Origin of the sequence: Paenibacillus sp. S28 (genome assembly GCF_016624415.1) — a bacterium.
GTDB lineage: Bacteria > Bacillota > Bacilli > Paenibacillales > Paenibacillaceae > Paenibacillus_AQ > Paenibacillus_AQ favisporus.
The window spans coordinates 586,957-610,947 of record NZ_JACVTM010000001.1 but is presented as its reverse complement, the minus strand read 5'-3'; the positions used below and the strand labels follow the sequence as shown (position 1 = coordinate 610,947).

Genomic DNA, 23,991 nt, shown 5'->3' with positions numbered 1-23,991 from the left:
TAAATTACAACGCAGGCAGCGTAACGGTAAAGCTGGTTCCTTCGGGTGAACTGGTTACCTCGATGTGGCCTTCGTGAAGCTGCACAATTCTTTTGACAATGGCCAGTCCAAGGCCTGTGCTTCCGGAACCCCGTTCATGAGCCCGATCTGCGCGATAGAAACGGTCGAATAAGAAGGGCAAATGCTCTGCGGCAATGCCGTCGCCCGTATCCCGGATTTCCACCTTGATTTCGGCATGCGTTTGTTCGGCATGAACGGTAATGGTCCTCCCGGCAGGAATATGCTGGGCAGCGTTTCCGATCAGGTTCATCCACACCTGTATGAGCAGCACGTCGTCACCGGTTAACGTTATGGATTCGGGTATAGATATTTTCAGCAGAAGCTCTTTCTCCTCGATACGCCACTGGAGCATCTGAACCGCCTGACGAACCTGATCCCGCAGGGAAAATGTTTTCCGGTTAACTGCAACCTGTCCCTGTTCCAGGGATGAAAGCAGGAGCAGCTGCTTGCTGAGCATCGAAAGATGGCGGCTTTCCTGTTCGATTATAGATGCATAGTGCGCAGATTCCTCTGAAGATAGACGGGACCCGCCAAGCAGTTTGGCAAACCCCTGAATCGACGTCAGCGGCGACTGGATTTCGTGCGAGACGTTGGACACAAACTGCTGTCTGGCCGCGTCCGTACGCTCCAGCTCCCCGCTCATGACCATAAAATGCTCGGCGAGCCTGCCGATTTCGTCCCTCCGTTTGGTCGGCAGCACGATATTGTAATTCCCCTGCGCGATACGCTTCGTTGCCTCCGACAACCGGGTCACCGGCTTAACGAGATAGCGTGTGCTGATCAGAAACAAGACAACGCTGATAGCGACCGTTAAGATTCCGACCAAAGCGAAAAAAATCCGCAGCTCCCCAAATTGCAAAATGACGTCAGGATGCATAAACAAAGCGAATTGACGGCCGCCTGCCGCGACGGGTATCCCGACCGTATTGCTTAACCGGTTATCGAAGAACCCTGAGATAAAAGGCTTGTTCGGGAATTGAGCTACCCCATGATAGATGTCTCCCTGCAGAACGTCCGAAATGGTGCTTTCGCCCAAATCCATTTTGCGAAAACTGCGGCCATAATAGCGGTCATCCTTGTCCCCGTCCGTCAAATAAATCTGATATCCAAGCGCTGCCGCATTCTGCAGGTAGGCATCGACATCCGCAGGCTCATTCTCCAAAAACCGTTTCATTTGGCTGGCGATTCCGACGAGCTTCTCGTCGTTGAACGGTTTGAGTTTGACATGATAATACATATTGGAAGCCAAAAAACCGAGCGTGCTGCTGACAACAATCACAATGAGGGTGATAAGAAACACACGCGAGTACAGCGATTTCATCGTTTGGGCACCTCTAATTTGTACCCGATGCCCCTTACCGTTTGAATGGAGAAATCGTCCGTATAGTCCGCAAACCGCTGACGAAGCCGCTTGATATGGACATCAACCGTTCGGTCATCCCCCTCGTAATCGGCTCCCCATACCAGACGGATCAGCTCGTCCCGCGAAAACAGCCTCCCCGGATATTGGGCAAGCTGCGAGAGCAGCTCAAATTCCTTCATCGGCAGCAAAAAGACGCTCTGGCCATCAGTCACTTCCACGTTGTTCCGGTCGATCACAATTCGGTTCAAATAAAGCGTATCACTTGAGGTGCGCTGATAGCGGCGGAACAGTGCCTTGATGCGAAATACCAGTTCCTCCGGTTCAAACGGCTTGGTCAGGTAATCATCTGTTCCCCGTGAGTAAGCTTCTTCCTTGTCGGTTAGCTGGTCCTTTGCTGTCAGCATGATGATGGGAATATCGTAATTTTCTCGAATATATTCGCACAGCTCGTACCCGTCCATATATGGCATCATGATATCCACGACGGCGAGGTCCATGTCATGCCTGTCCATCATTTTGGCTGCTTCCATACCGTTCTCGGCTTCATAGACTTGATAGCCCTCTCTCGTCATGACGAACCTCAGCAATTCGCGGATATGACTGTCATCGTCCACAATCAGCAGTTGTCTCATCGAAACTCCCCCACTTCATACAACATTCGTAACGATCAATATATCAAAAGGAGATGAACGGCATATGAACAAAACAATACAAAACTTTTCTCTCCGATTAGTTCCCATTGTTCCCCGGTCTGTCTGCATCTAAAAAACAGGCTTAAACAACAAAAAGAGAAGCCCCATTGGGCTTCCTGCTTCCGCTCACAGCTTACACTTTGGAAAAGATCCGCTCACCCTGCAGGAACGGCTTGCAATATTCTGCGCACAAGCGCGGCATCCTCTCCCGCATCCACCCATGAACAGCTTCATTCGGCATTTGAAATGCATAATACCCGATGATTGCCACGAGCGCAAAGCCCTCCAGCAGGATCCTATCACCTGTGCTTATACTGCGTCCTATCACTTCATAATACCCATCCAGCAGCACGTCCCTGTGTTCGGGCGGCACCATGATGGCCCCCATCGCCACGTCCAGCAGCTCGTAGCCTTCTCCGAAAAAACCATAATCGATAAAGCTCATGATCCCTTCGGGTGAAATAATTACGTTGCCTAATCCCAGATCTCCATGGATGAGCGCTAACCGGCCGGACGGAGTCTCAGCTGATGCAGCTAAAAGCTTGTTGATTTCCCGTAAGGTTTCATCAATGATGTCGACATCGGATGCTGTAAACAGGCCTAGGCTGAGTCCTTTCCGGACCGTTTCGGCCACCCATTGATTGTAAGCCATCCCCTGGCTGGGCCGATTCTCCAGCGTTTTGTGATAGTATCCGCGAAAAAAAGTATGCAGCTCGCCGATTTGGCTGCCGAGTCTACGTACCAGTTCGGGGTGGCTGACATCCGTTTTATTGAGGTCCCTCCCCTCTAACCATGAGAGCATGGTGCAATTCAGCTGACGTCCATTATGCTCCATCACGGTGATCAAGCTCCCTTCCGAATTACGGATCGGGGTCTGGACACTAAGGCCGCTGTTATGGGATAGCTCCTCCAGCATATGCAGTTCACCCAGCAGTCCTTCATAGGTGTGCTGCTTACCGGTCATTCCCTCTTGGAAAGGCTGATGGATTCGCAATACAAATTTGCGGCAGTCGCCCGCGTCTACCTTGTATGTTTTATTTTCATTATGCCGGAGAAAATCGAATGATGCTCCCTTGATGCCAAACCTTTGTGCCAACCGCTCCAAATCTTCGTTTGTCATGGATTGTACCTCGTTGAATTGGGATGAATGCTCTCTAATACCAAAAGACTACCATATGTCCAGCTGAACTTATAGATTGTTATCCGTAGTCCCTGCGAGTGTGCGAGCCCTATTTTTTTCGAACTATACTCTCCAGCATTGCGAATTCCGATATATTCTATAACTAAATAGAATGAACTATCGAAATGAAGTTTACAGGCGGCTAACTGAAGGCTCGATGCTTATCTTTAGTACAATCTATAAAGAGACAGCACGACTTATTTCATGACGCAAATAGGAGGAATTTTATGAACAACCGCTCGAAGTACGCGGCAATCATTACCCTGATCTGGGCATTCCAAATGGTAACAGCTTCCGTTCTCCCCGAATCCGCATCCGCTGCGGACGACCCTCAACCTGCTGTAATCGTTAACGAAGGAGGTGCGGCTGATGATTCATCCCCAACCACCAACCAAATGACGAATGCCAGCACACAGCCGCAAATTGCCACCAGTGACGGAACAACCAGCTTTAGAGCAGGGAATAATACAACTGCGACCCCCGTCTCCGTAGATTCGAATTTCTCCATCATGAATTCTGATACCCCCACTTTGTCCTCGGCTCAAGTTCGAATTACATCCGGGCTGCAATCCGGCGAGGACCTGCTTGGGTTTGTGAATAACAGTGCGACCCAATATGGCAATATCCTCGGAAGCTACGATTCAATTAACGGAACATTGACTCTGACCTCTTCCGGAGCATCAGCTACGATTACCCAGTGGCAGCAAGCCCTGCGAGCAGTTACATACTCGAATACGGCCATCACCCCCAACACGGTGAATCGCATCATCACGTTTATGGTGAATGACGGGACCGCCACAAGCAATCCCGCAGACAAAACGGTGACGGTGACAGCGGTCAACCAGACGCCGATGTTGACGACCACGGGCGGCACCTCAACCTTTAACGGGACTGCAGTAGCGATCGATTCCGGCCTTACCCTGTCAGACCTGGATAACAGGACGATGTCATCAGCCACGGTCTCGATTACGGGAAACTTTTTTTCAAATCAGGATATCCTTGCCTTTATAAACGACGGCTCGACTATGGGTAACATTACAGGGAGCTATAATACAGCGACAGGGACATTAACTCTGATATCATCCGGAGCATCGGCTACGATTGTCCAGTGGCAGCAAGCGCTGCGAGCGGTGACTTACTCCAATACATCCACAGGTCCGTATACAAGCATAAGAACCATTTCGTTCACGGTGAGCGACGGAATCACAAGCAGCAACTCCGCCACCAAGACGGTAAAAGTGTCCGCTCCTGGAGCCAACGAGCCGCCCGTTGTGACAACTAGTGCGGGTTCGTCTTCGTATACCGCCGGGACCATACCCGTCGATCCCCTACTATCTGTCACAGATCCCGATGATCAGACTTTGGCTTCCGGTCGCGTGTCTATCGTAAGCCCGTATCATGCCGGTAAGGAAGAGCTCCAGTTCACCAACGATGGAGCGACGATGGGCAACATCAGCGGCCGCTTCGATCCCGTTTCTGGTATGTTGACCCTGACATCAGAAAATGGAACAGCCACTGTTTCTGAGTGGGAGTTGGCCTTAAGAAGTGTAGCATACGTTAGCTCCGAAAATGCACCGGAGCCATCAGATCGAACCATCCGCTTTGTAGTAAGCGACGGCAACGATGAAAGCAATCAAGCCAATAAAGGCATAACGGTTCAGGGCTTGACACGCTTGAGTGTCAGTGCAAGCAGCTTAAATGTGGAGGTTGGCCAGAGTTCATCGGTCTTGTTGAAAGCTCTGTATTCGAATCAGACTGAAATCGACGTTACGAAGTCAGCAGTATGGAGCGCCGCTGATCCAGCGGTTGCCGAGGTTACCAACGGCGAAATAACCGGTAAGAGTGCGGGCACGACTGTGATCAAGGCAGTCTATGGGGGCAAGAGCGAATCACTGAATTTAAAAGTCGCAGCCAAGCCGGTCGTTTCTAACCCTTCCCAACCGGCAGATACACCATCTGCACCAAGTCCGGCCACTGTACCGACGCCTACACTGACTCCAACTCCTACGCCAATACTGGAAATGCCGGAACCTTCGTTCCGGAAGTTTATCCGGGCAGAGGATATTGCTGCTTCGTTCCGCCACGCCTTGGCGATGAACCATCCGGAGAGATTTGCCGATACATACACGCATTGGGCGGCAAAAGACATCGCGGTGGCTTCCCGGCTTGGATTGGTCAACGGATATGGTAACGGAAGCTTCAAGCCGGACCTTCCGATTAGCCGGGCGGAAATCAGTGAACTGCTTGTCAGAGCTTTCGCGCTTCGGCAAGGGAATGAGGTCGTTACCTTCAGGGATATGCATGATCATTGGGCGGCTGAGTCCATAGGCATTCTGGCTTCCAATGGAATTGTCAAGGGCAATGCTGGCGGGCTTTTCCAAGCCGAGCGCAGCCTGACCCGGGCCGAAATGGCTCAAATGATGGCCAATCTGGCGGATTTATCTGAACTGGCCACCGGTGAAGCGCGCCATTTTACGGATATTACCGATTCATATTGGGCTAAGGATATCATCGGGCATGCCGCAGCAGCCGGACTTCTCGAAGGCAGAGATGAGTCCCGTTTTGCCCCAAATGAACCCGTGACCCGGGCCGAAGCCGTCACGATGATTCTTCGGCTGTTAGGAACCGATGCAGAGCTCCGTTCACTGCTGCAGCAAAGCTCCAAATAACGGATACATGATGCCTGCAAACATGATTGCCGGCTAGCCGATAAATGCCTCTATAATCTAAGAGCGTGTTTGGAACAAGTCCAAACACGCTCTTTTTAGTTCATCGATCCTCTTGATTCCACAATCGTGTCCGCGAATCAACTAACGCCCTAATTACTTTTATTAATAAATCGAAAAATTCACGCCATAGAAAGAAAGCCCCATTTTCCCTGCGACTCGCTGAGAAGATAGATTATCCGATGAGGTGCTGTATAACGGAATACAGCCGAGCTCCCGGACGGCTTCAGCCCATCCCGCCGTCGCTGCAGCCGCGTATCCCCTGCCTCGGAATTCTTCTAACGTTTCCAGCCCGGCTTCATGCGCCTTCGTACCGATGCGGACGCTGCGGCACACGGAGACGGCTCGGCCCTCCTGTACCACCGCAACGCAGGGCTGCGCAAAGTTGATCTCGTCAGCGAGCCATTCGAATCCTTCCCGCGCAAGCTGCCTTACATTTTCAGGCGTGATTCGCTGCACATCCACGGATGGCTCTCTCGTTTCATTTTCAATAGAAAAGCAAGGCCCCATCGTCATTTTTTTACCTTGCAGCAGGTTCCAATAATCCTTCTCATGCTTCGGCCTGTCCTGAAAGTCAACGACCACAGCCTCTTCGGCACACCAACTCTCCAGCTGCTTCACCAGTTGGTCAGGAACGTCGTGACGGAAACGCCAAACGCTTCCTCCCTCCGTGGTTCTTCCCAGGAACAATCGCGGAGCCGGGTCTGAACCAGGCCAAGGTTCATTGACCAGATGCAGGCGTCCGCTGCGGTCATGGGTAAACAAAGCCTCCGCATGATATTCCATTAGATCCCGGGCGGAAGGTTTGTTACTAAGGTCATCATTCAAAATTTCATGCCCCCTTTGAGCGTTCATAGAATCTCACTGATCCGATGGTTTTAGGGAATGCGCGAGTTCGGTAAAAATTACGCCTAATGCGTAGGCTCCCGCATCCGGGTAACCGATGCTCCGGTCGCCAACCGTTCCGGCTCTCCCCATCCGGGCCGCAATGTGCTCGGTTTGCTTGGCCCCCTCAACGGCTGCCTCTGCCGCGGACAGGCTTGCGCCGATCAGATCGGTGCCCTGCTTGGCCGCCTTCGCCCAGGCTTCGGCATAGGGGACAAGCGCATCGATCAGCGTTTTGTCACCCACAACGGCACCCCGTCCAAAGGAACGCTCACCCGTATCCTGAATTCCCTTCACGGCAGCATCCATCATGCCGGCGATGTCCGTAACGGACAGCTCGCTGCGGTTCCCCGCAAATTTGCCTGCCGCCCGGAAGGCCGAACCCCAGATCGGACCGGAGGCACCGCCGCAATGCTCCATAATGATTAGAGAGCAGGCGTCAAGAAATCCTCCGATATCTTGCGCCTGGGAGGTGAGTTCCTCCCACTCGGATTTGAGCTGCTTAAACCCTTTGGCCACGCTCATCCCAAAGTCACCGTCACCGGCATGAGCATCCAGCTCGCAGAACGGAATTTCGTTTTCGATAATGACGCCGCTCATGCGATCAACCAGATAAACCAGGTTTTTCAGTGTAAGCTTATTGTTGTGTATGACTCCATACACTTCATCGGCAGCAGCGCCGAAGGATGCCGGGTGTCGGACGGTCTCTTCATCAGGTACGTACTGTACCGGCTCAAATGGTCCGCGGACGGTCAGCGCCGGCGTCTCGCAATCCTCGCTGAGCAGCTGCTTCAGCTGGGGATTCAGCTTCATGATCGACAGCGACGCACCGGCCATATCAATGCTTGTCATATAGTTGCCCACGAAAACTTTATACACAGTGACGTTCCGTGCGGCAAGCTCACGTATGACCGCATGGTTCAGCAGGTACAGCTCCTGCAGCGGCGTGCCGCCGAATCCGTTTACCAGGACAGCCACCTCCGCGGGAGCACTGTCGCTGATACGCAAGCTTTCCAGCAGCTCCGCAACCATTCGGGAAGCCAGTTCGTCAGCCGTGATCAGCTTCTCCCGCCGGATGCCGGGCTCGCCATGGATGCCGACGCCGTATTCCATTTCCTGATCACCGATCTCAAACGTCGGGCTGCCTTTGGCCGGCACCGTACAGGACGTGAGCGCAAACCCGATGCTTTTCACGTTATCGACTGCATTCTGGGCGGCCTGCTTGACTTCTGCTAGCGGTAAGCCTGCTTCCGCTGCGGCTCCTGCGATTTTATGTACGAGCACCGTTCCGGCAACGCCTCTTTTACCGACGGTATACAAGCTGTTTTCAACGGCGATATCGTCATCCACCTTCACGTAGTCGACTTGAATGCCGTCTTCGGCAGCGAGGTGGGCCGCATTTTTAAAGTTCATGATGTCGCCGCTATAGTTTTTAATAATCAGCAGCGTCCCCTTCTTGTTCGCAGAAGAGCGGATCGCCTGGTACACCTGAATCTGGGACGGGGAAGCAAACACGTCGCCGCAGACGGCCACATCCAGCATGCCTTTGCCGACGAAACCCGCATGTGCCGGTTCGTGGCCGCTGCCGCCGCCGCTGATCAGCGTCACCTTATCCTGCTGGATCACTTTTTTCTTGATGATGTTGTATTTACGGATAAACTCAAGCTCAGGGTGGGCCAATACGAGGCCGCTGCACATTTCCGCAACGAGCGTCTCCGGTCTGTTCATGATTTTCTTCATGGGATCGCATCCTTTCTTAAAACACTCCAACACTCTGTAACCATTATACCGTTGCTGACACCGATTTTAATGGATACGTCGTACGATTTCATCGGCCACCCCCGAATATCCTGCTTCTTCAACATGAATTGCCGCAACCGAATAACTGTAATAAATACAAAAAAGCCCGGTAAATGCCGGACTTTTCAAAACATATAAAAGCTTATTCGGTACACGCCTTAAGACGCTATCCGGATCGCCCAGCTCATCAAGACCGGCATAGCCGATCTGTGATTCTCACCAGGGAATTCCCCGCAACGGGTCTTGAGGCCATGCGAGGTGTACGGAGATAATCGCCGGCCATTCCGATCAGGGATTCAGCTCTCAGTAGTTTTTCAGCGGCATCCCGACAAATTCATGGAAGGACCTGATCCGTTCGTCTTCAAATTCAAACACGACGGTAAGTACATTGTGATAAGGTTGGTTACTGAGCAGACCTTCTGCTCGAAAAACGACCACTCCGTACTGAGGATCAAAGAGCTGAAACTGCGGGGTTAACGCTACTTGCAGCACTTCCTTTTCAAATTGGACCAACTCGATGAACCGCTGCCTTCCGAACTGCGGTTCTTTCCATTCGTCGTACGGCAAGGGTACGCAAAAACGGAAATCGTCTGTCACAAGCGTGAGAAAATCCGCCGTTTCACCGTATTCAAATGCGGTTCGAAACGCTTCAAATGCCCTTCCGCAGGTCGTGTTGGCATCCCAAGCAGCTGTAAGGGGCTTCCCGAAATCAATATCCATTCTCATCATTATTTCTCCTTATTGGCAGTATTATCGTCTCGTCGAATCAAATGAGAAGACACGCTCAGGATACGAAATAAACAAGACAGATGATGGCTTATTTTCCGAAAAAAATGAATTAGTTGAAAATCAATTTGCGAATGCGACTTCACCTGCTTTATATGGCTATAATGATGATTACGTAATATTTATTATGTTAACCAAAGCGAGTTCACTCCCTAAACCTCCGCCACATCGGTTACAATATGGGAAAGGAGCTGTGGATATGAACATCGAAACGAAGGAAATCACGGCCAAAACCATCCTCACCGAAGTAAAAGGATACTTGGATGTGGGGTTCACCCACTCGTTAAATTCATACAGCGGCTGTGCCTTTGCCTGCAAATACTGTTATGTAAGGGAAATGCCCATCCAGAAATTTAAAGACATGCCCTGGGGAACCTGGCTGGAGATCAAAACGAACGCGGCTGAAAATTACCGCAAGGAGATATTAAAGCTGCGGAAGAAAAATAAACCGGTTCATATTTTTATGTCATCCGCCACCGATCCTTATCAGCCTATAGAACGCAAAGCGGGCATAACCCGGGGAATTCTCGAGGAAATGATCAGCGATCCGCCGGATTCGCTGCAAATTCAAACGCGCGGACCGCTCATCACAAGGGACATTGACTTGTTGACTCAGCTTAAGGACAAATGCGAACTGCTGGTATCGATGACCGTGGAGACCGACCGGGAGGATATGAAGCGGATCTTTGCCCCGCAGGCACCTGGTATACGCCTTCGTCTTAGCGCCTTACAGGAAATTCATGATGCTGGAATCCGAACGCAGGCTTCCATCTCGCCGGTACTGCCGTTCACGCCTGATTTCCCCAAGACTTTAAGCGGAATTGCAGATTACGTTTGGATCGATACATTACTGATTGGAGACGGTATGCTCGGTAAACGTTCAGCCAGACTGGGGATGCCAGCTCTTTTTGAGGAGCACGGATTAACCCCTTGGTACGACAGAGATATCCATCTTCGGGTATTGAAGTACTTCCAAAAACACTTTCCGCCGGACCGGATTCGCGTTTCCAAAGAGGAAGCTTTCCCGATGAAACAGACGGAAACTAAGAGAGATGAACACGAGTGAGACCACCAGATTTCACACCAGTAAAAAAGCTGCAGACCGGGTCATAAAAGACCTGTTGGTTCTGCAGCTTTCTTCATTCCATATTAAGATCTAGGCCAACGATTGATGCTCACTTATTTAAGCCCGCTTACAATCTGATCCAGTGCTTCTACTATAGGCGTTAAAGGACGTCCAAGCAGCTTCTCAAAATCCTGGCTTTCGATCTCAAGCTGCCCCTCACGGATCCCCTGCTGAATGCCTACAACGATCGGGAGGGCAAACTCCGGAACTCCTGCTTGTTTCATGATGTCAGCATATTGTTCGTCGTCGACCTGCTGGAGCGGTACCTCTTTACCCAACACATTGCCCAGCGCAGTCACCAGTTCCGCTTGTGTCAGCGGTTTGCCAGACAGCTCGTACACGGTGTTCTCATGACCTTCCCCCGCTAAAACAGTTGCAGCCGCTTCTGCATACTCCTGCTGCAGCGCCCAGCCAACCTTGCCGGATTCTGCGGACGTCACCCATGGTGCTCCAGCTAGAACCCCCTGAATGCTCGGAATCTCATTCTCCAGGTACCAGTTGTTCCGCAGGAACGAATACGGAATGCCCGTCTTCAAAATCGCTTGCTCTGCTGCTTGATGAGGTGGCGCAAGAAACAGCTTGCTCTCAGCTGCATTTCCCAAGCTCGTGTATGCGATGAAACCAACTTTGGCTCGTGCGGCAGCTTCCACCGCATTCGTATGCTGCCGAATCCGGGTTTCGTTGTCTCCATCCGCGGAAATGATCAGCAGCCGGTCAATCCCGGCAAAAGCCTTATCCAACGTTTCCGGCACGTCAAAATCACCATGGCGGACGTCAACGCCCCGGGCCCGAAGATCTTCAGCCTTGTCCGGGTTGCGCACGCTGACCGCCAATTGACTGGCAGGGACAGTCTGCAAAAGGTTCTCCACTACTTTTCTGCCCAGCTTCCCTGTGGCTCCGGTAACTAATAATTTCATCCTGATTCCTCCATTGTAGCGTTATGATCTTATTGTCACATTATGATCTTAATTGTAACCATATTAGTAACAAATCCTATGTAACTATTATAGTTACAGGATTATCGTGTGTCAACCGACTAACCCTTTGCTCGTTATCTGTTCATAGCTAGCAATGATCCGACTAAACTTAAGCGTTAAAGAAAAGTAAAAAGCTGCCGGACATCCGGCAGCCGAAACAAGCAAGAAGCGTATAAGATTTAATTCGCTGTCAATGGAGTCCGGGAAGAACCGGCCCATTCCCCCACCGGCGTTACGGTGTAGGTCGTTCCTTTCACAAGTTTGCTGTCTGGTGCAAGATCGAAGATACCCACGGCCCCTTTGCGGCTGGAGTATTTATATGCGGCTGTCAGCTTATGCCCTTCCGCATCCGTCAGCTCGACACTGCGGCCCGAGAACAGCTCGTCTCCCGGGTCTTCCGACAGCGCAACCGTAATGGAAGTCCCGCTCATGGCTTCGGCACCGACGATGTCAAGCGGAGCGATGCTCTGCGCTACAAAAGATGGTCGTTCGATCTGCGCCCAATCCGAAGTCACGGTATAGGTGACGCCCGGAGTCAGGGTTTTGCCCTCAGGCAGGCGGAATTTCGGTTCCTGTCTGCCATCGGTAGATTGCGTGAACGGTACATATTTAGCTACCATCGGTTGTCCGCCCTCCGGCGTGATCGTTACCTCCCTGGCTTGTCCGGAGGAAATGATCTGATAGGTTTTGCCATTGGCGCGGTTGTTTTCGTCCAGAACGAAGGCATCCGCTCCCCGGCCGGTACTGTATGCGGAGATGACATATCCGTAGTCAACCACGCCGTTCGACTGCAGGGATTCCAGCTCAAACGTATCATTCGTTACCTGTCTGGCCTCGGTCATGTTCAGCTTGTCTGCATTCCCGGTAAAAGTCCCCGCGTTTGCTCCTCTGTAGGTCAGGGAGTATTGGACACCCGGCTGCTGAACGGAGGTTGGTACAATATAAGTAGCGATGGAACCCGTTTTCAGCCGCGGAAGATTGGTTAACGTAAGACCGCCGGTGAAGGCAAAGTCTTCTTTCGCTTTCGTAAATGCCTCGTTGTCCGCTGTTAAAGGCGCATCGAACGTCACGATCAGCGTAATCGCATTCAAGGAACGGATGCTGGTGATTTTGGCTTTGTCCGACGGGATCGCCTGCTGCGCCATATTCAGTAAATACGCAGTTTCTCCCCGAGTGACCGGACCGCTGCCCGGGTCAAGGCTTTCAGCCCAGTATTCCACGGATTTCGCATCCCGCTTAAGTGCTTTGGTTACAATCTGTACAAGTTCCGTTTTCGTTACGGTTCCGCGTGGCTCAAAACGGTCATCGTTTGCCTGCATGATCCCTTGTGCTGCCACTTCAGCGGCATATTTCGAAAACCACGCCTGCGGATTGACATCCGTGAATCCCTGCTGTGCCTGATCCGCACCCTGCAGATTAAACGTCAGGGCAAGCAATTTGGCCAGCTCCGCACGTGTGACTGGCTGTTCTACGGCGAGTGAACCGTCCTCGTACCCCTGCATAATATGAAGCTGCGATAACTGACGGACTGCTTGGCTGATATCTCCTTCTCCCAGCGCCCTTGAATCGTCTGCGGCATGCACGGCACCGATAGGCAAGGCGGCTGTTCCCAAAGCCGCGGCCAGTATCAGGCCGGCCAGTTTGTTAGCATGTTTATTCATCGATGGTTCCTCCTTCAATCCCTTAGATGAAATGGTGTTTGTCATGTCTCTATCGTAAACGAGACGGATAAACGGCCAAGAAACCTCGTATAAACAAAATCGAAACTTTATATTAACAATTTATTAAATCGGTTACACGGTGAACCGGTATCCCGCTCCCCATACCGTTTCGATATACTGCGGGTTGGACGGATCGACCTCCATCTTCTCCCGCAGTCTCCGTACGTGTACGGTGACGGTTGCGATATCCCCGTTCGAGTCCATGCCCCAAATCCGTTCAAACAGCTCGCTTTTGCTGAATACCCGGTTCGGATGGCTGGCCAAAAATTCGAGCAGGCTGAATTCACGGGAAGTAAAGATAACCTCCTTATTGCGGACGTACACCCGGCGTGCCGCCTGGTCAATAACCAGGCCGCGGATATGGATTTCTGTTTTGTGGGGCGCTTCATGCCTGCTCATGAGCCGTTCATACCGGGTCAAATGCGCCTTTGCCCTGGCTACCAGCTCGCTCGGGCTGAACGGCTTCGTAATATAATCGTCGGCCCCCAGGTTAAATGCGCGTATCTTATCGATCTCTTCATTTTTGGCGGAGACGATCAGGATCGGAACTTCCTTCGCCTGCCTGATCCTGCTGCATAATTCAAAACCGTTCAATCCCGGCAGCTGCAGGTCGACAATGATAAGATGGTAATCCGTTTCAAGAGCAAGCTGCAGCCCTTCGTCTCCATGATGGCACAAATCCACATGAAATCCGTTCAATTCAAAATAATCCCGTTCCAACTGCGCGATAGTCGTCTCGTCTTCAATAATCAGAATGCTGCCGGCCATGTCTGCCTTCCCCTCCTTCGTATGTGGTACGCCGCAGCGTGAAGAACAGGCGGGTACCCGCACCTAGCTCGCTTTCCACCCAGATCCTGCCCCCGTGCCCCTCAATAATCTGGCTGGCTATGGCCAGTCCCAGACCGCTGCCTCCGGTTGAAGAATTCCGCGAAGCTTCGGCGCGGTAGAATCGTTCGAAAATATGCGGCAGTGCTTCTTGCGGAATCCCCGTCCCGTTATCCCGGATTTCGACGGTTACCCATTCCCGTTCAGGATGAACGGAAATATGAATATTCTTATGTTCTTTATCCATATAGTTCTGAGCGTTCCCGATTATATTAAGAACGGTACGCTTTATTTTTTCGAGGTCGGCAAATACGTTGACCGGCGGAATTGGCCGATGAGCCCATCCGATGACCACTCCCTTCTCTTCCAGAACGTATCGCTGCTCCTCAATGCAGTCGTCCAGAAAGTCAACGATATCAACTGACACAAGCGTGAACGGCACCTGTTTCAGATCCAGCTTGGAGTACAGGAACAGCTCCTCCACAAGCTTGTCTAGGTCAACGGCTTTGGAATATATGATGTTGACGTACTTGTTCATTTTCTCGGGTGTATCTGCCACTCCATCTCGAATGCCTTCAATATAGCCTTTAATATTGGTGATCGGTGTCCGCAGGTCATGGGAAATGTTCGAGATGAGCTCCTTCCGGTTCGCCTCATCCTCCAGCCGCAGCTGAACCGACTCCTGAAGCCTTTTCCGCATATTTTCAAAAGCTGCATTCAGCTGTCCGATTTCGTCCTTTGTGCTCGGTTCAAGCGAAAACTGCAGATTGCCCCGCTGAATGTGCTCTGCCGAGTGACGTAGCCGATCCAACGGCTTAACAACGCTGCGCGTAATCCAGCGGAAAAGCAGCGCATTGAATATCACAATGATGCCTGCCAAACTAATGACGAATGCCGGAAGAAGCTTTCTCGTGACTTCACCAAACGGACTCCGCTCGCGGATGACGAACACACTGCCTTTCTGGCCGTCCGAGTACTGAAAGTCATATTTGGCATAAGCATAAAAACGCTCACCGATATTAAACGTACTGCGAATTTGGTTGTTGTTTAGGTCATAAGGCGGCAGATGCCGTTCCAGCTCCGGCTGGTTGAACGTATACGACTGGTAGATGCGTCCGCTCTCACGGCGTACATACAGCCCGGCTCTGACCGTTTTGAGCTTGAAATCGAAATCCTTCAGCAGCTGCTGATCCTGCAATCGATCCGGCTCATTTTTGGCAAGATACTTCAATTCCAAAAAAATAGATTCTTCTTGTTCCGTCAGCGGATTGAGCTGATAGTGGACTTTGTAAAAATCGCGCAGGCTGTGCACGTCGCCCGTCGCCGCGATCGTAAACAGGCTCGCCGTCATGACAAAGACCAACAGGCTGATGAGCAGCATGCCGGTATAGGATAATAAAAGCTTGATGCGGATGGACACTTGCTCACCTCCATCTTTGATAGGTACAGAAAAAGCGAACGGTCCTGACCGTTCGCTTTTTAGCGCATGAATTATCACATGCTTTATTTTAACGGGTATGCTGAAAGTTACGAACCTGCTCGTTCCAGTATTGCGGCGATTTCGTGATAACCTTTGCTTTGGGCATGCTGCAGCGGGGTGATGCCTTCCGCATCCGCGATCTCCCTATCCGCACCATGATCGACCAGCAGCCGAACGATTTGCTGATGCTTCTCCCCGCCGTTTCCCAAAATGACCGCTTCCAGCAAAGCAGTCCAGTGCAGGCGGTTGATATGATTGACATCGATATCGGTGCGGGTCAACAGCTCCCGGACCACTTCGACATGGCCCCGTTCAGAACCGGGGATCAGCGCCGTCCCGCCATAGCGGTTGGTCAGTTTGGTGTCTGCATCAGCGTCGATCGCCAGTTGGACGATATCCAGCATTCCCTCGGCTCCGGCATACAGAAATACATTGTTGAGCAGATGATCCCTGATGTTGATGTCCGCCCCTTTGCTGATCAGCAGCCGGACCATCTCCGTCTGATGGTTGTACGTCGCAGCCATGACGGCCGTTCTGCCGCGCTCATCCTGTGTGTTAATATCGATTCCGTCCTGAAGCAGGTTCTGTACCGCCTCAAGATCACCTGCTTCCGCCGCTTGTATGAATTGCTGAGTCACCGTTTCCACCCCCGTTGATGACAATTGTTCCTTCGCTTGTTCTCTTGTAGAGCCCGGCATGATGTCGCATGAGCTGAGCCAAAGTATACAAACGATACATAAAAAGAGACGAATCATAGATCAAATCCCCTTTTTCCTACTCAACGACATGCTAACACGCCCTACTCCATATGCAAAATATTTAAAACCTTTGTTTCGCTTACTTTTTTCATATAGCAAAATCTATGCCCCATCATTACACATATGAAGCGTAAGTTTGCCATACATCGAGGCGGGTAATAATAAGAAAGTGAATTTGAATTCGAGGAGGATTTCCCCATGACAACCCAAGATCCGAAAAAGATACTGAAACAAAAGCATGAGCAAGATGAGCAGAAGGCGGAATTCACTGAATTCGCCCGCAGCCAGTCGGGACACACCGAAATGGAAGCCGGCCAGGAATTTGGCCATGACCGGGCGCCCGATGAACAAAACCGCATGAAGTCTGTTGAGAATCGTCAGAGCAGCCGCTAAGGAGTTATCGTCCAGTTTAGTAAGCCTTGAATATAGATCAACAAACAAGCCGCACCGGCATAACCGGAAGCGGCTTGTTTCATGATTCTTTCATCATTCGAACAAACTCCATGGACGCTGGTGAAATCTCCGCAAATGAGAGCGCGATGATCCCGATCTCCCTCGTGATGACCGGCGTAATGGGCTTTACGATAAGTTCATGGGACACGGAAGACAGCGTAAAATCGAAAACAAGACCGATCCCGAGTCGTCTGCGGACCATCTGGATCAAGGTTTCGGCGGTTTGGACGGTCAAGTAGCTTTCGAGATTAAAATGGTGCTGTTGTATTGCACTGTTCAACGCCGCCTCATGTCCGCCTTTACAATAAATCATGTCTTGCTCATATTTTCTGAGATCCACAATCTCTGTATTCTGCAGCTCATGATCGTCCGGAATAACGGCCACCATGTGATCCTGAACCAGGCTATGATGCTCAAATCCTGCAAACGGAGAAGCGACGAGCCCGATTTCCACGGTACGGTCGGTAACCCATTCCTTGATCTGGTCGGATACCCCCTCACTCAGCTCGATTTGAACTTGTGGGTACTTGGCCCGGAACCTGGAGATCGCCTCCGGGAGCAACAGGGTCGATGCCGCTGGAAACGAGCCGATTTTGACTTTTCCGGTTAACAGCTGGTTCTCCCGGCTGGCTGCCTGGAAAATACGATTTTCAATGGACTGCATCTGCCTGGCCAATATCAGAATCTCCCTGCCGACATCGGTCAGAATGATCCCCTTCTGCTTATCCCTGACAAACAGCCTCACTTGCAGCGCATCTTCCAGCTGTTTAATCGTTTTGCTCACAGCCGGTTGGGATATAAACAACGCTTTCGCCGCTTCGGTAATGTTCATTTTCTCGGCGGCTGCCACAAAGACATTCAGATGGTTCAAGTTTAAATTCATCGCTCTGTAACATAACCTTATGGTTATCTCTCCTATTACAAATGTGTATTTCAGTTATGAACTATTATAACGTATTCTAAATGCATGACAACACGGATGCCCTACACACATTCAAAGAGTTGGTTGAATAGGAGGAGATTACCTTGATCGATCATGCAAAAAACGCGGAAATTCCTCAGGCATCGGAGGATTCCCGCGTATCAACACGCCGCATCTGGACTACCGCCTGGATCATAACAGCCGTATTTATGCTGTCCAATTCAGCAACACCGTTGTATGTGGGGTGGCAGACGGCGATGGGATTTTCGAATGGAACGTTGACGGTTATTTTTGCCGCTTATATTCTGGGCCTGCTCGGCACGCTGCTCGCGGCCGGCCAATTATCGGACCGCTTCGGACGCAAGGCCGTACTGTATCCGGGTCTATTAGCAGCGATGGCGGCTTGTGTGCTGTTTGCTTCGGCCGATTCGGTCGGCATGCTGCTGGCGGCGCGGTTGCTGACAGGCATAGCCGTCGGCGTCATCGTCTCCGCAGGCATGGCTGCTGTAGTGGACGCTGGCGGACACAGTAAAAAACAGCTGGCATCCCTTGCCGCCTCCGTGGCCATGGTCCTTGGAGCCGGGCTAGGACCTTTGCTGGCCGGAATGATGGCCCAATTTCTTGAGCATCATGTTGTCACGGTGTTTACCACTCAATTGATCATTTTGGCAGCAGCCTTCATGGTGGCAGCCCGCCTCCCCTCCCGGCAGCATCCTGCACGCGATGAATGGAAACTGCGCTTCCCAACAGTTCCTGAGCAAAATCGCCTGCATTTAGCTTTAGGAATATCCGCGTTTGCTCCAGGCATTACCTCGACTTCCTTTGTGCTGTCGCTGGGTCCGTCGCTGCTGTCCAAACTGCTTCATGTGACCAGTCCCTTGGTGGCTGGTGGAACGGCCTGTATCATGTTCTTGGCGGCGACGGGAATACAATTCGCTGTCAAAAGGCTGCCGGTTCGCAGCCTGTTTCTCCTTGGAAGTGCGGCAACCCTTTTGTCCATGATATGCCTGGTTGCTGCTGTCATTGATTCGGCATCCGTGTTGCTGGTTATAGCCGCTGTATTTGCCGGTGCAGGACAGGGATTAGGGCAGCTCGGAGGCCTGACGCTGATCAGCCTGCATGTTCCGGCACACCGCCGCGCCGAAGCCAACGCGGTACTGAATATCGGAGGTTATGTACCTGCCGCACTGCTGCCGATCGGAACAGGATTTGTGATCGATATGACCAGCATCTCCCTGGGTGCCTCGCTGTTTGCAGCGGTTTTGGCGGCGGTTTCGGTCGCGGGCGCCGTTTTTGTAAGAGTGAAGTTAAACAAATAAATGAAATCGAAAGTTATCCCTCTGGACTGAACAATTCAAAATGATGAACCGGGCGAATTTCGATGCGCCAGCCAAACGATTCGCCCGCGCTCACCTGAACGGCCGGATGAAGAGATGCCACACGGACTGCATCTTCAAGATCCTCAGCTTCGATCAGAAACGCGCTGCCAATCAGCTCCTTCGACTCTGTAAATGGACCATCCATCATTCTCAGCTTTCCATTCTTGCGCTGCAGGGTCGTCGCGGCATTGTCCAGGCCGGCGTCGAGAAGCACCTTCCCGCTGTGATACAACTGTTCAAGATGGGGCTTGCACTCCTGCATCACTCCATCGATTTCCTCCTGGGGTCTGGCATCCATCAGATCCGGTTCCAGGTAACCCAAACACAGAAATTTCATTGCTTCATCTCCTTATGGTCATATACAGCATTATAACGCTGTCTATATAAGACGACGAAGAAGATATTCCCCTATCGACACCCTTTTCGAAGGACTGTAAAAAAAGTTTACTTTCGAGCTCCGCTTCGGCGAATAAGGCTGACCAAGAGTAAAAGGATCGGCAGCAGCAGCAAAGCGATGATGGAACTGCCCGTTCCCCCAGTGGGAAAATAATGAAGCATTTGCTGGAAATTTTTGGCCACCCAGATACTGAACACACCGATCAGCAGCCCAACCGGAAATACCAATGGACGGAAATCCGCCATCTTTAACCATTGGGCAGTTCCCAGAGCAAGCGTGTAATACCACATCGAAATTTGCGCAAAACCGCCGAGGATCCACAACGCCATCACCATCGCTTCTACATGGGAGAAGAAATCCGCGATATTCACAAAGCGCGAAGCAGACAGGAACGGGAAGGTGAGATTGGCCGTCGATTCCCCAAACAAAAACAAACAAGTAAAATTCGTGATGACCATCGTGATCATCATTAGAAATACGGCAAACAGCCCACCCTTGAGGCCGTTGTCTCCTTGTCGGACGGATGGATAGACCGATGAAATAAAGATGAATTCCATAAACCAAACCGAAGGCTCTAAAGAGCCTTTTAGCGAAGGCTTGATTCCAGTCCCCAGAATGGGGAGCATGTTGGAAAAGCGATATTCCGGTAGAAGAAACAGAAAAATCGCCAGGACAAAGCACAAAAAAATCGGACCGAAAATTTGCGCGAATCGTCCAATCACTTCCACACCGGACCGGACGGCAAATGAACATGTCAATACAATACACCCGATAATCATGACCAGCGGAGTTTTGGGCAGAAACGCCTGTACGATGAATTCGGCATATTCCCGGGTAATCAAGCCAATAGCGTCGATTTGGAATAAGAGGAAAACGATGCCCAGAATGCTTCCGGCCCACTTCCCAAAAAGGCGCTGCGCCTGCTCAATCATCGTAAGCCCCGGATTTCTCCGATACAGCAGCCAAGCGACAGTCACGCTGAAGAAACCAAAAACCGAGCCAATGACCGGCGATATCCACATGTCCTGCTTGGCATACATCGCGGTAAAAGAAGGCACGATGAGTATGGAGGTCCCGCCGATCATCAGGTACATCATCAAACACAGTTGAAGATTCGAAACTTTCTCCTTATCCATTCCGCCGTCCCCCTCCTAGCCTTCGGGATAAAAGATAACCCAGATCGGTTTGGTCACTTGATTGATCCATTCGGTCGGACCGGGCAAGCCGGGAGCAAATAACAGCATGACCGCTACTACCCACCCGGCGAAGGTAATGACGGCAATGGCTGCCCGTTCCTTTTTCTTCTTGGGGTCCACACTTGAAAAATCATATATAAACACGGCCACAAAGAGCAGCGTAATGCCGAGCAGTTTGAGAACAATCATCGCTTATCCCTCATTTAAAGCTTTTACCGGAAAAACCAGGCGAAATAATATGTACACCGGAATGGGCGTAAACGCTGATTTCCGGGAATATTTCATCCCATCGGGCCTGTTCCTTGGTCCAACGTGCAGGATACTTATGCCAAAACGCATCGGCCGTTCCGAAAACATCGGCGCCAGTCTCATCCTGGATCTGCCGAAACGTCTCTTTCATTTTGGACTCGATTTCCTTGTTCAGCTGCTGTTCCAATCGGGGCATTTCTTGGGGCAGCATCACATTGACATGGGTTTCATTCTGAAGCACACTTGCTTCACCTTCAATCCGGATCATAACACTCCATTGATTTCTGCGAATCAACGGAATCAGCTTCGTATGGCATTTGATCAGCCGGACGGACATGATGCCCCCATCATCGCCTTTACTCTCCTGTACAGGAAATGTTACCGTCGTTGATTCCAGCTCGTTGCGGATGATCTGAACGTATCGTTTGACTTCTCCTTGATATTGACCCGCCATTTTCCCCTTCATTAAAACCGCCGCCCCGTTAATGTACGGGTAAGCATTGCTTTGTCCAGATTCCTCCTTTTTCCCGATGAGAGGAACGATAATTGCCTTCGACCGACCTGCCAGCATTCCTCCCAAATCTTTAAGCGTAACTCCCATGCCTCCGGCTAGAACGGTCAATTCCCGAAGGGTTTCCGCGCTGTCCCGCTCCATTCGCGTGTTTATGCTCAAAATGCTCTTAGCCCTTCCTTTGCTGATAAAAAAATAAGCATGCTCCCTCGGCTGGGGATGGCGAAAGAGAAAATCGACCTGATCCATGATCCCCCTCTTGGCGAGATCCTCCCCCACGATAAATACTTCGCTGTGGCCCCAAAAGACTTTGCGGGGCATTTCCTCCTGCAGCCGCTGGGCCGCATCCGCCAAATCCGTCCCGACTGCACTTTTCACGATAACCATGTCTCCTTCGTTTCCACTGCTCGTCATCTCGCCGTCGCTGCTCGTGCTGGTCTGGTTGGGCGTGTAGACTTGAACGGACAGCTCTACTTTACCGTTTGGCGCAGCATCCATCCCAGCACCCATAATTAAAGCCAGATCGTTCACCTCGGTGCGGTCCCAGCACCCTGTAACGAGCGGGATGATCGTAAACAGAAGAAACGCAGCAGCAAGTCTTGCGCTTTTCATCTTCGTCGGCCTCCCCGCCCGGGTCCCGGACGCTGGTTAGCACCTTGGCGATACCTGTTCCAAACGCCGATTCGCGGTCTAGTATTCATTTTCCAAGTTGGGACGCGGACCAGAATATCCTTCAGCTGACTCAGACTGCTGACCGTTGACAACGTAACATAAGGAACGCCAAAAGAACGAAGTGCGAACAGATGGGTCAAGATTAAGGTGATCCCCATCATCAGGCCGAAAAAGCCCAGAAAGCCTGCCAGCAGCATCATCGGAAAACGAAGCAGCCGCACCGTGATGCCAAAGGCAAAATGGGGGATCAGAAACGAGGCGATCCCAGTGAGCGCTACGACCATGACCATCGGCGAAGAAACGAGGCCGGCGGCTATGGCCGCCTGACCGATGACCAGCGCTCCCACGATACTGACTGCAGAACCAATCTGTTTGGGAAGTCGAACACCAGCTTCCCTTAAAGCTTCGAACGTAATTTCCATCAGCAGCGCTTCAACCAGAGCCGGGAAAGGTATTTGCTCCCTCGATTTGGTCATATTAAGCAGCAACGTCGTTGGAATCATTTCCTGATGATAGGTAACGATAGCGACATAGAATGAAGGCCCGATGAGAGCAATAAACGCGAAAAAATAGCGCAGCCAGCGGATGGCTGTGCCGATGTAATAACGCTGGTAATGATCTTCCGGCGATTGCAGAAAGGTAAAAATCGTTGCTGGAGCAATCAAGGCAATGGGAGTTCCTTCTACAAGTATGGCCGCTCTGCCCTCAAGAAGATTGGCTGCCACCACGTCCGGCCGTTCTGTCGACTGTAATTGCGGAAAAGGCGAATATGGATTATCCTCGATGAGCTCTTCAATCATCCCACTTTCCAAGATCCCGTCGATGTTGATGCGGGAAAGACGGCTTTCGATTTCAGTGACCAGCGAGGATTCTATGATACCGCTGACGAAAGCGACGACAACTTCGGTCTGGGAAAAACGTCCGATCCGGATCGACTTCATCTTCAAGTCGGGCGACTTCAACTTGCGGCGGATCATGGACACATTGACCATCAGCGTCTCGATAAACCCTTCACGCGGGCCTCTGACGACGGATTCCGCCTCGGGTTCCGTGATCGAGCGCTGCTCCCATTTTGCCAGGTACAGAGAGATAGCCCTTTCTTCCCCATCCATTAGCAGGACGACATTGCCGTCACCAATCTCCATCACCGCCTGATCCATCGTTTGGATCATAGTATAGGAGGACACCGGCAAGCACTTGCAAAAATCCCCTAAGGTGATGCCCCCGTCTTCTGACAACTGTTTCAAAGTGGGTTCGAGAATGTAACGGTTAATCATGTCGCTGTCGGTCAAACCCATAAAGTAGACGATGACCGCAGGAGTTTGGCCACAGCTGAAATCGTGGAACACGACATCAAAGCAATCCGCATACCGCTCTTTCAGATGAGAGATATTTTCTTGTAAGCGAGCTGAGAAGATCACATCTTCTTTGGTTTGCATGTCCACACCCCCAACCGGCAAAAGTCCATACTGGTGGCAAAATATATTTTTTAGTATCGCAATAAAAATTCCGCTAAACGCGGTCTGGCTTCTTTGAAGTTTCTTCGATCATGTTTTTAGTTAGATATAAGAACGTGCAGGCTTCAGAGGTTCAGCACCCTTATATCGCAATAAAAATTTCCGCTAAACGCGGTCTGGCTTCTGGGAGTTACATCGGTAGATATTTTTAGTTAGATATAAGAAAGTCTCTGCTTCGTTGAATCGACTCCCTTATATCGCACTAAAAACTTCCTCTAAACGCGGTCTGGCTTCTTTGAAGTTTCTTCGATACATGTTTTAGTTAGATATAAGAACGTGCAGGCTTCAGAGGTTCAGCACTCTTATATCGCAATAA

At 51.1% G+C, this 23,991-nt stretch carries 21 protein-coding genes; 4 read left to right on the top strand and 17 right to left on the bottom strand.

What is annotated here, in order from left to right; genetic code table 11:
* Positions 1-4 precede the first annotated feature (4 nt).
* From IAE55_RS02670 to IAE55_RS02660, 3 genes are all read right to left on the bottom strand, one after another.
* Positions 5-1,381, bottom strand: coding sequence for a sensor histidine kinase (locus tag IAE55_RS02670; protein ID WP_200630848.1), 1,377 nt, complete (start codon positions 1,379-1,381; stop codon positions 5-7).
* The gene (locus IAE55_RS02665) at positions 1,378-2,055 is read right to left on the bottom strand and encodes a response regulator transcription factor (RefSeq protein ID WP_200630847.1); all 678 of its coding nucleotides are present in this window, start codon (positions 2,053-2,055) and stop codon (positions 1,378-1,380) included. The genes IAE55_RS02670 and IAE55_RS02665 overlap by 4 nt, the downstream gene beginning before the upstream one ends.
* A gap of 193 nt (positions 2,056-2,248) precedes the next feature.
* Positions 2,249-3,235, bottom strand: coding sequence for a phosphotransferase enzyme family protein (locus IAE55_RS02660; RefSeq protein WP_200630846.1), 987 nt, complete (start codon positions 3,233-3,235; stop codon positions 2,249-2,251).
* 287 nt (positions 3,236-3,522) lie between these two features.
* Between IAE55_RS02660 and IAE55_RS02655 the strand changes: the two genes are divergently transcribed.
* A complete protein-coding gene (locus tag IAE55_RS02655) occupies positions 3,523-5,964 on the top strand; it encodes an S-layer homology domain-containing protein (RefSeq protein ID WP_200630845.1) in 2,442 nt (813 codons plus the stop codon).
* Positions 5,965-6,126: 162 nt separating this feature from the next.
* Here IAE55_RS02655 and IAE55_RS02650 read toward each other — a convergent pair whose 3' ends face one another.
* The 3 genes from IAE55_RS02650 to IAE55_RS02640 all read right to left on the bottom strand — a co-directional run bounded on the left by IAE55_RS02650 (position 6,127) and on the right by IAE55_RS02640 (position 9,426).
* Entirely contained in the window at positions 6,127-6,849 is a 723-nt protein-coding gene (locus tag IAE55_RS02650; protein ID WP_234489246.1) for a GNAT family N-acetyltransferase, read from the bottom strand.
* Positions 6,850-6,882: 33 nt separating this feature from the next.
* Entirely contained in the window at positions 6,883-8,646 is a 1,764-nt protein-coding gene (dhaK, locus tag IAE55_RS02645; protein ID WP_200630844.1) for a dihydroxyacetone kinase subunit DhaK, read from the bottom strand.
* Positions 8,647-9,009: 363 nt separating this feature from the next.
* Complete coding sequence (locus IAE55_RS02640) at positions 9,010-9,426, bottom strand: nuclear transport factor 2 family protein (protein WP_105444053.1); 417 nt, start codon at positions 9,424-9,426, stop codon at positions 9,010-9,012.
* 265 nt (positions 9,427-9,691) lie between these two features.
* On the opposite strand from IAE55_RS02640, the gene IAE55_RS02635 reads away from it, so the two are divergent.
* Positions 9,692-10,558, top strand: a complete 867-nt coding sequence (locus IAE55_RS02635) for an SPL family radical SAM protein (protein WP_145157648.1) — start codon at positions 9,692-9,694, stop codon at positions 10,556-10,558.
* Between the two features lie 113 nt (positions 10,559-10,671).
* Here the strand turns inward: IAE55_RS02635 and IAE55_RS02630 are convergent, their stop codons facing one another.
* The 5 genes from IAE55_RS02630 to IAE55_RS02610 form a co-directional block, all read right to left on the bottom strand.
* Positions 10,672-11,535, bottom strand: coding sequence for an SDR family oxidoreductase (locus IAE55_RS02630; RefSeq protein ID WP_200630843.1), 864 nt, complete (start codon positions 11,533-11,535; stop codon positions 10,672-10,674).
* A 239-nt stretch (positions 11,536-11,774) separates the two neighbouring features.
* Positions 11,775-13,256: an S-layer homology domain-containing protein gene (locus IAE55_RS02625; RefSeq protein WP_145157303.1), complete on the bottom strand. Its 1,482-nt coding sequence runs from the start codon at positions 13,254-13,256 to the stop codon at positions 11,775-11,777.
* Between the two features lie 132 nt (positions 13,257-13,388).
* The gene (locus tag IAE55_RS02620) at positions 13,389-14,084 is read right to left on the bottom strand and encodes a response regulator transcription factor (protein ID WP_145157302.1); all 696 of its coding nucleotides are present in this window, start codon (positions 14,082-14,084) and stop codon (positions 13,389-13,391) included.
* Positions 14,059-15,561 carry a sensor histidine kinase gene (locus IAE55_RS02615; protein ID WP_200630842.1) on the bottom strand — a complete coding sequence of 501 codons (1,503 nt, stop codon included), beginning with the start codon at positions 15,559-15,561 and terminating at the stop codon, positions 14,059-14,061. Before IAE55_RS02615 ends, IAE55_RS02620 begins: the two co-directional genes overlap by 26 nt.
* Before the next feature lie 107 nt (positions 15,562-15,668).
* Entirely contained in the window at positions 15,669-16,259 is a 591-nt protein-coding gene (locus tag IAE55_RS02610) for an ankyrin repeat domain-containing protein (RefSeq protein ID WP_325168594.1), read from the bottom strand.
* A 318-nt stretch (positions 16,260-16,577) separates the two neighbouring features.
* Between IAE55_RS02610 and IAE55_RS02605 the strand changes: the two genes are divergently transcribed.
* Positions 16,578-16,772 (top strand): hypothetical protein, encoded by a 195-nt coding sequence (locus IAE55_RS02605; protein ID WP_105443075.1) that lies wholly within the window; start codon positions 16,578-16,580, stop codon positions 16,770-16,772.
* Between the two features lie 79 nt (positions 16,773-16,851).
* On the opposite strand, the gene IAE55_RS02600 is transcribed toward IAE55_RS02605, so the two are convergent.
* The gene (locus tag IAE55_RS02600; protein ID WP_145157299.1) at positions 16,852-17,715 is read right to left on the bottom strand and encodes a LysR family transcriptional regulator; all 864 of its coding nucleotides are present in this window, start codon (positions 17,713-17,715) and stop codon (positions 16,852-16,854) included.
* Positions 17,716-17,858: 143 nt separating this feature from the next.
* Here IAE55_RS02600 and IAE55_RS02595 point away from each other — a divergent pair, with 143 nt between their 5' ends.
* Positions 17,859-19,073 carry an MFS transporter gene (locus IAE55_RS02595; RefSeq protein ID WP_145157298.1) on the top strand — a complete coding sequence of 405 codons (1,215 nt, stop codon included), beginning with the start codon at positions 17,859-17,861 and terminating at the stop codon, positions 19,071-19,073.
* A 13-nt stretch (positions 19,074-19,086) separates the two neighbouring features.
* On the opposite strand, the gene IAE55_RS02590 is transcribed toward IAE55_RS02595, so the two are convergent.
* The 5 genes from IAE55_RS02590 to IAE55_RS02570 form a co-directional block, all read right to left on the bottom strand.
* Positions 19,087-19,470: a YciI family protein gene (locus IAE55_RS02590; protein ID WP_145157297.1), complete on the bottom strand. Its 384-nt coding sequence runs from the start codon at positions 19,468-19,470 to the stop codon at positions 19,087-19,089.
* Between the two features lie 107 nt (positions 19,471-19,577).
* Positions 19,578-20,666, bottom strand: coding sequence for a GerAB/ArcD/ProY family transporter (locus IAE55_RS02585; RefSeq protein WP_145157296.1), 1,089 nt, complete (start codon positions 20,664-20,666; stop codon positions 19,578-19,580).
* Between the two features lie 15 nt (positions 20,667-20,681).
* Complete coding sequence (locus tag IAE55_RS02580; protein ID WP_105443079.1) at positions 20,682-20,915, bottom strand: hypothetical protein; 234 nt, start codon at positions 20,913-20,915, stop codon at positions 20,682-20,684.
* 10 nt (positions 20,916-20,925) lie between these two features.
* Positions 20,926-22,098, bottom strand: a complete 1,173-nt coding sequence (locus IAE55_RS02575; RefSeq protein ID WP_145157295.1) for a Ger(x)C family spore germination protein — start codon at positions 22,096-22,098, stop codon at positions 20,926-20,928.
* Entirely contained in the window at positions 22,095-23,597 is a 1,503-nt protein-coding gene (locus IAE55_RS02570) for a spore germination protein (RefSeq protein ID WP_200630840.1), read from the bottom strand. Before IAE55_RS02570 ends, IAE55_RS02575 begins: the two co-directional genes overlap by 4 nt.
* Positions 23,598-23,991: the final 394 nt, after the last annotated feature.

Excerpts from the sequence above, each read along its gene's own strand:
- IAE55_RS02570 (WP_200630840.1), bottom strand. The coding sequence starts at position 23,597 with ATGCAAACCAAAGAAGATGTGATCTTCTCAGCTCGCTTACAAGAAAAT.
- IAE55_RS02655 (WP_200630845.1), top strand. The coding sequence starts at position 3,523 with ATGAACAACCGCTCGAAGTACGCGGCAATCATTACCCTGATCTGGGCA.
- dhaK (WP_200630844.1), bottom strand. The coding sequence starts at position 8,646 with ATGAAGAAAATCATGAACAGACCGGAGACGCTCGTTGCGGAAATGTGC.
- IAE55_RS02635 (WP_145157648.1), top strand. The coding sequence starts at position 9,692 with ATGAACATCGAAACGAAGGAAATCACGGCCAAAACCATCCTCACCGAA.
- IAE55_RS02600 (WP_145157299.1), bottom strand. The coding sequence starts at position 17,715 with ATGAATTTAAACTTGAACCATCTGAATGTCTTTGTGGCAGCCGCCGAG.
- IAE55_RS02640 (WP_105444053.1), bottom strand. The coding sequence starts at position 9,426 with ATGGATATTGATTTCGGGAAGCCCCTTACAGCTGCTTGGGATGCCAAC.
- IAE55_RS02575 (WP_145157295.1), bottom strand. The coding sequence starts at position 22,098 with ATGAAAAGCGCAAGACTTGCTGCTGCGTTTCTTCTGTTTACGATCATC.
- IAE55_RS02630 (WP_200630843.1), bottom strand. The coding sequence starts at position 11,535 with ATGAAATTATTAGTTACCGGAGCCACAGGGAAGCTGGGCAGAAAAGTA.
- IAE55_RS02625 (WP_145157303.1), bottom strand. The coding sequence starts at position 13,256 with ATGAATAAACATGCTAACAAACTGGCCGGCCTGATACTGGCCGCGGCT.
- IAE55_RS02590 (WP_145157297.1), bottom strand. The coding sequence starts at position 19,470 with ATGAAATTTCTGTGTTTGGGTTACCTGGAACCGGATCTGATGGATGCC.
- IAE55_RS02660 (WP_200630846.1), bottom strand. The coding sequence starts at position 3,235 with ATGACAAACGAAGATTTGGAGCGGTTGGCACAAAGGTTTGGCATCAAG.
- IAE55_RS02605 (WP_105443075.1), top strand. The coding sequence starts at position 16,578 with ATGACAACCCAAGATCCGAAAAAGATACTGAAACAAAAGCATGAGCAA.
- IAE55_RS02580 (WP_105443079.1), bottom strand. The coding sequence starts at position 20,915 with ATGATTGTTCTCAAACTGCTCGGCATTACGCTGCTCTTTGTGGCCGTG.
- IAE55_RS02585 (WP_145157296.1), bottom strand. The coding sequence starts at position 20,666 with ATGGATAAGGAGAAAGTTTCGAATCTTCAACTGTGTTTGATGATGTAC.
- IAE55_RS02620 (WP_145157302.1), bottom strand. The coding sequence starts at position 14,084 with ATGGCCGGCAGCATTCTGATTATTGAAGACGAGACGACTATCGCGCAG.
- IAE55_RS02665 (WP_200630847.1), bottom strand. The coding sequence starts at position 2,055 with ATGAGACAACTGCTGATTGTGGACGATGACAGTCATATCCGCGAATTG.
- IAE55_RS02670 (WP_200630848.1), bottom strand. The coding sequence starts at position 1,381 with ATGAAATCGCTGTACTCGCGTGTGTTTCTTATCACCCTCATTGTGATT.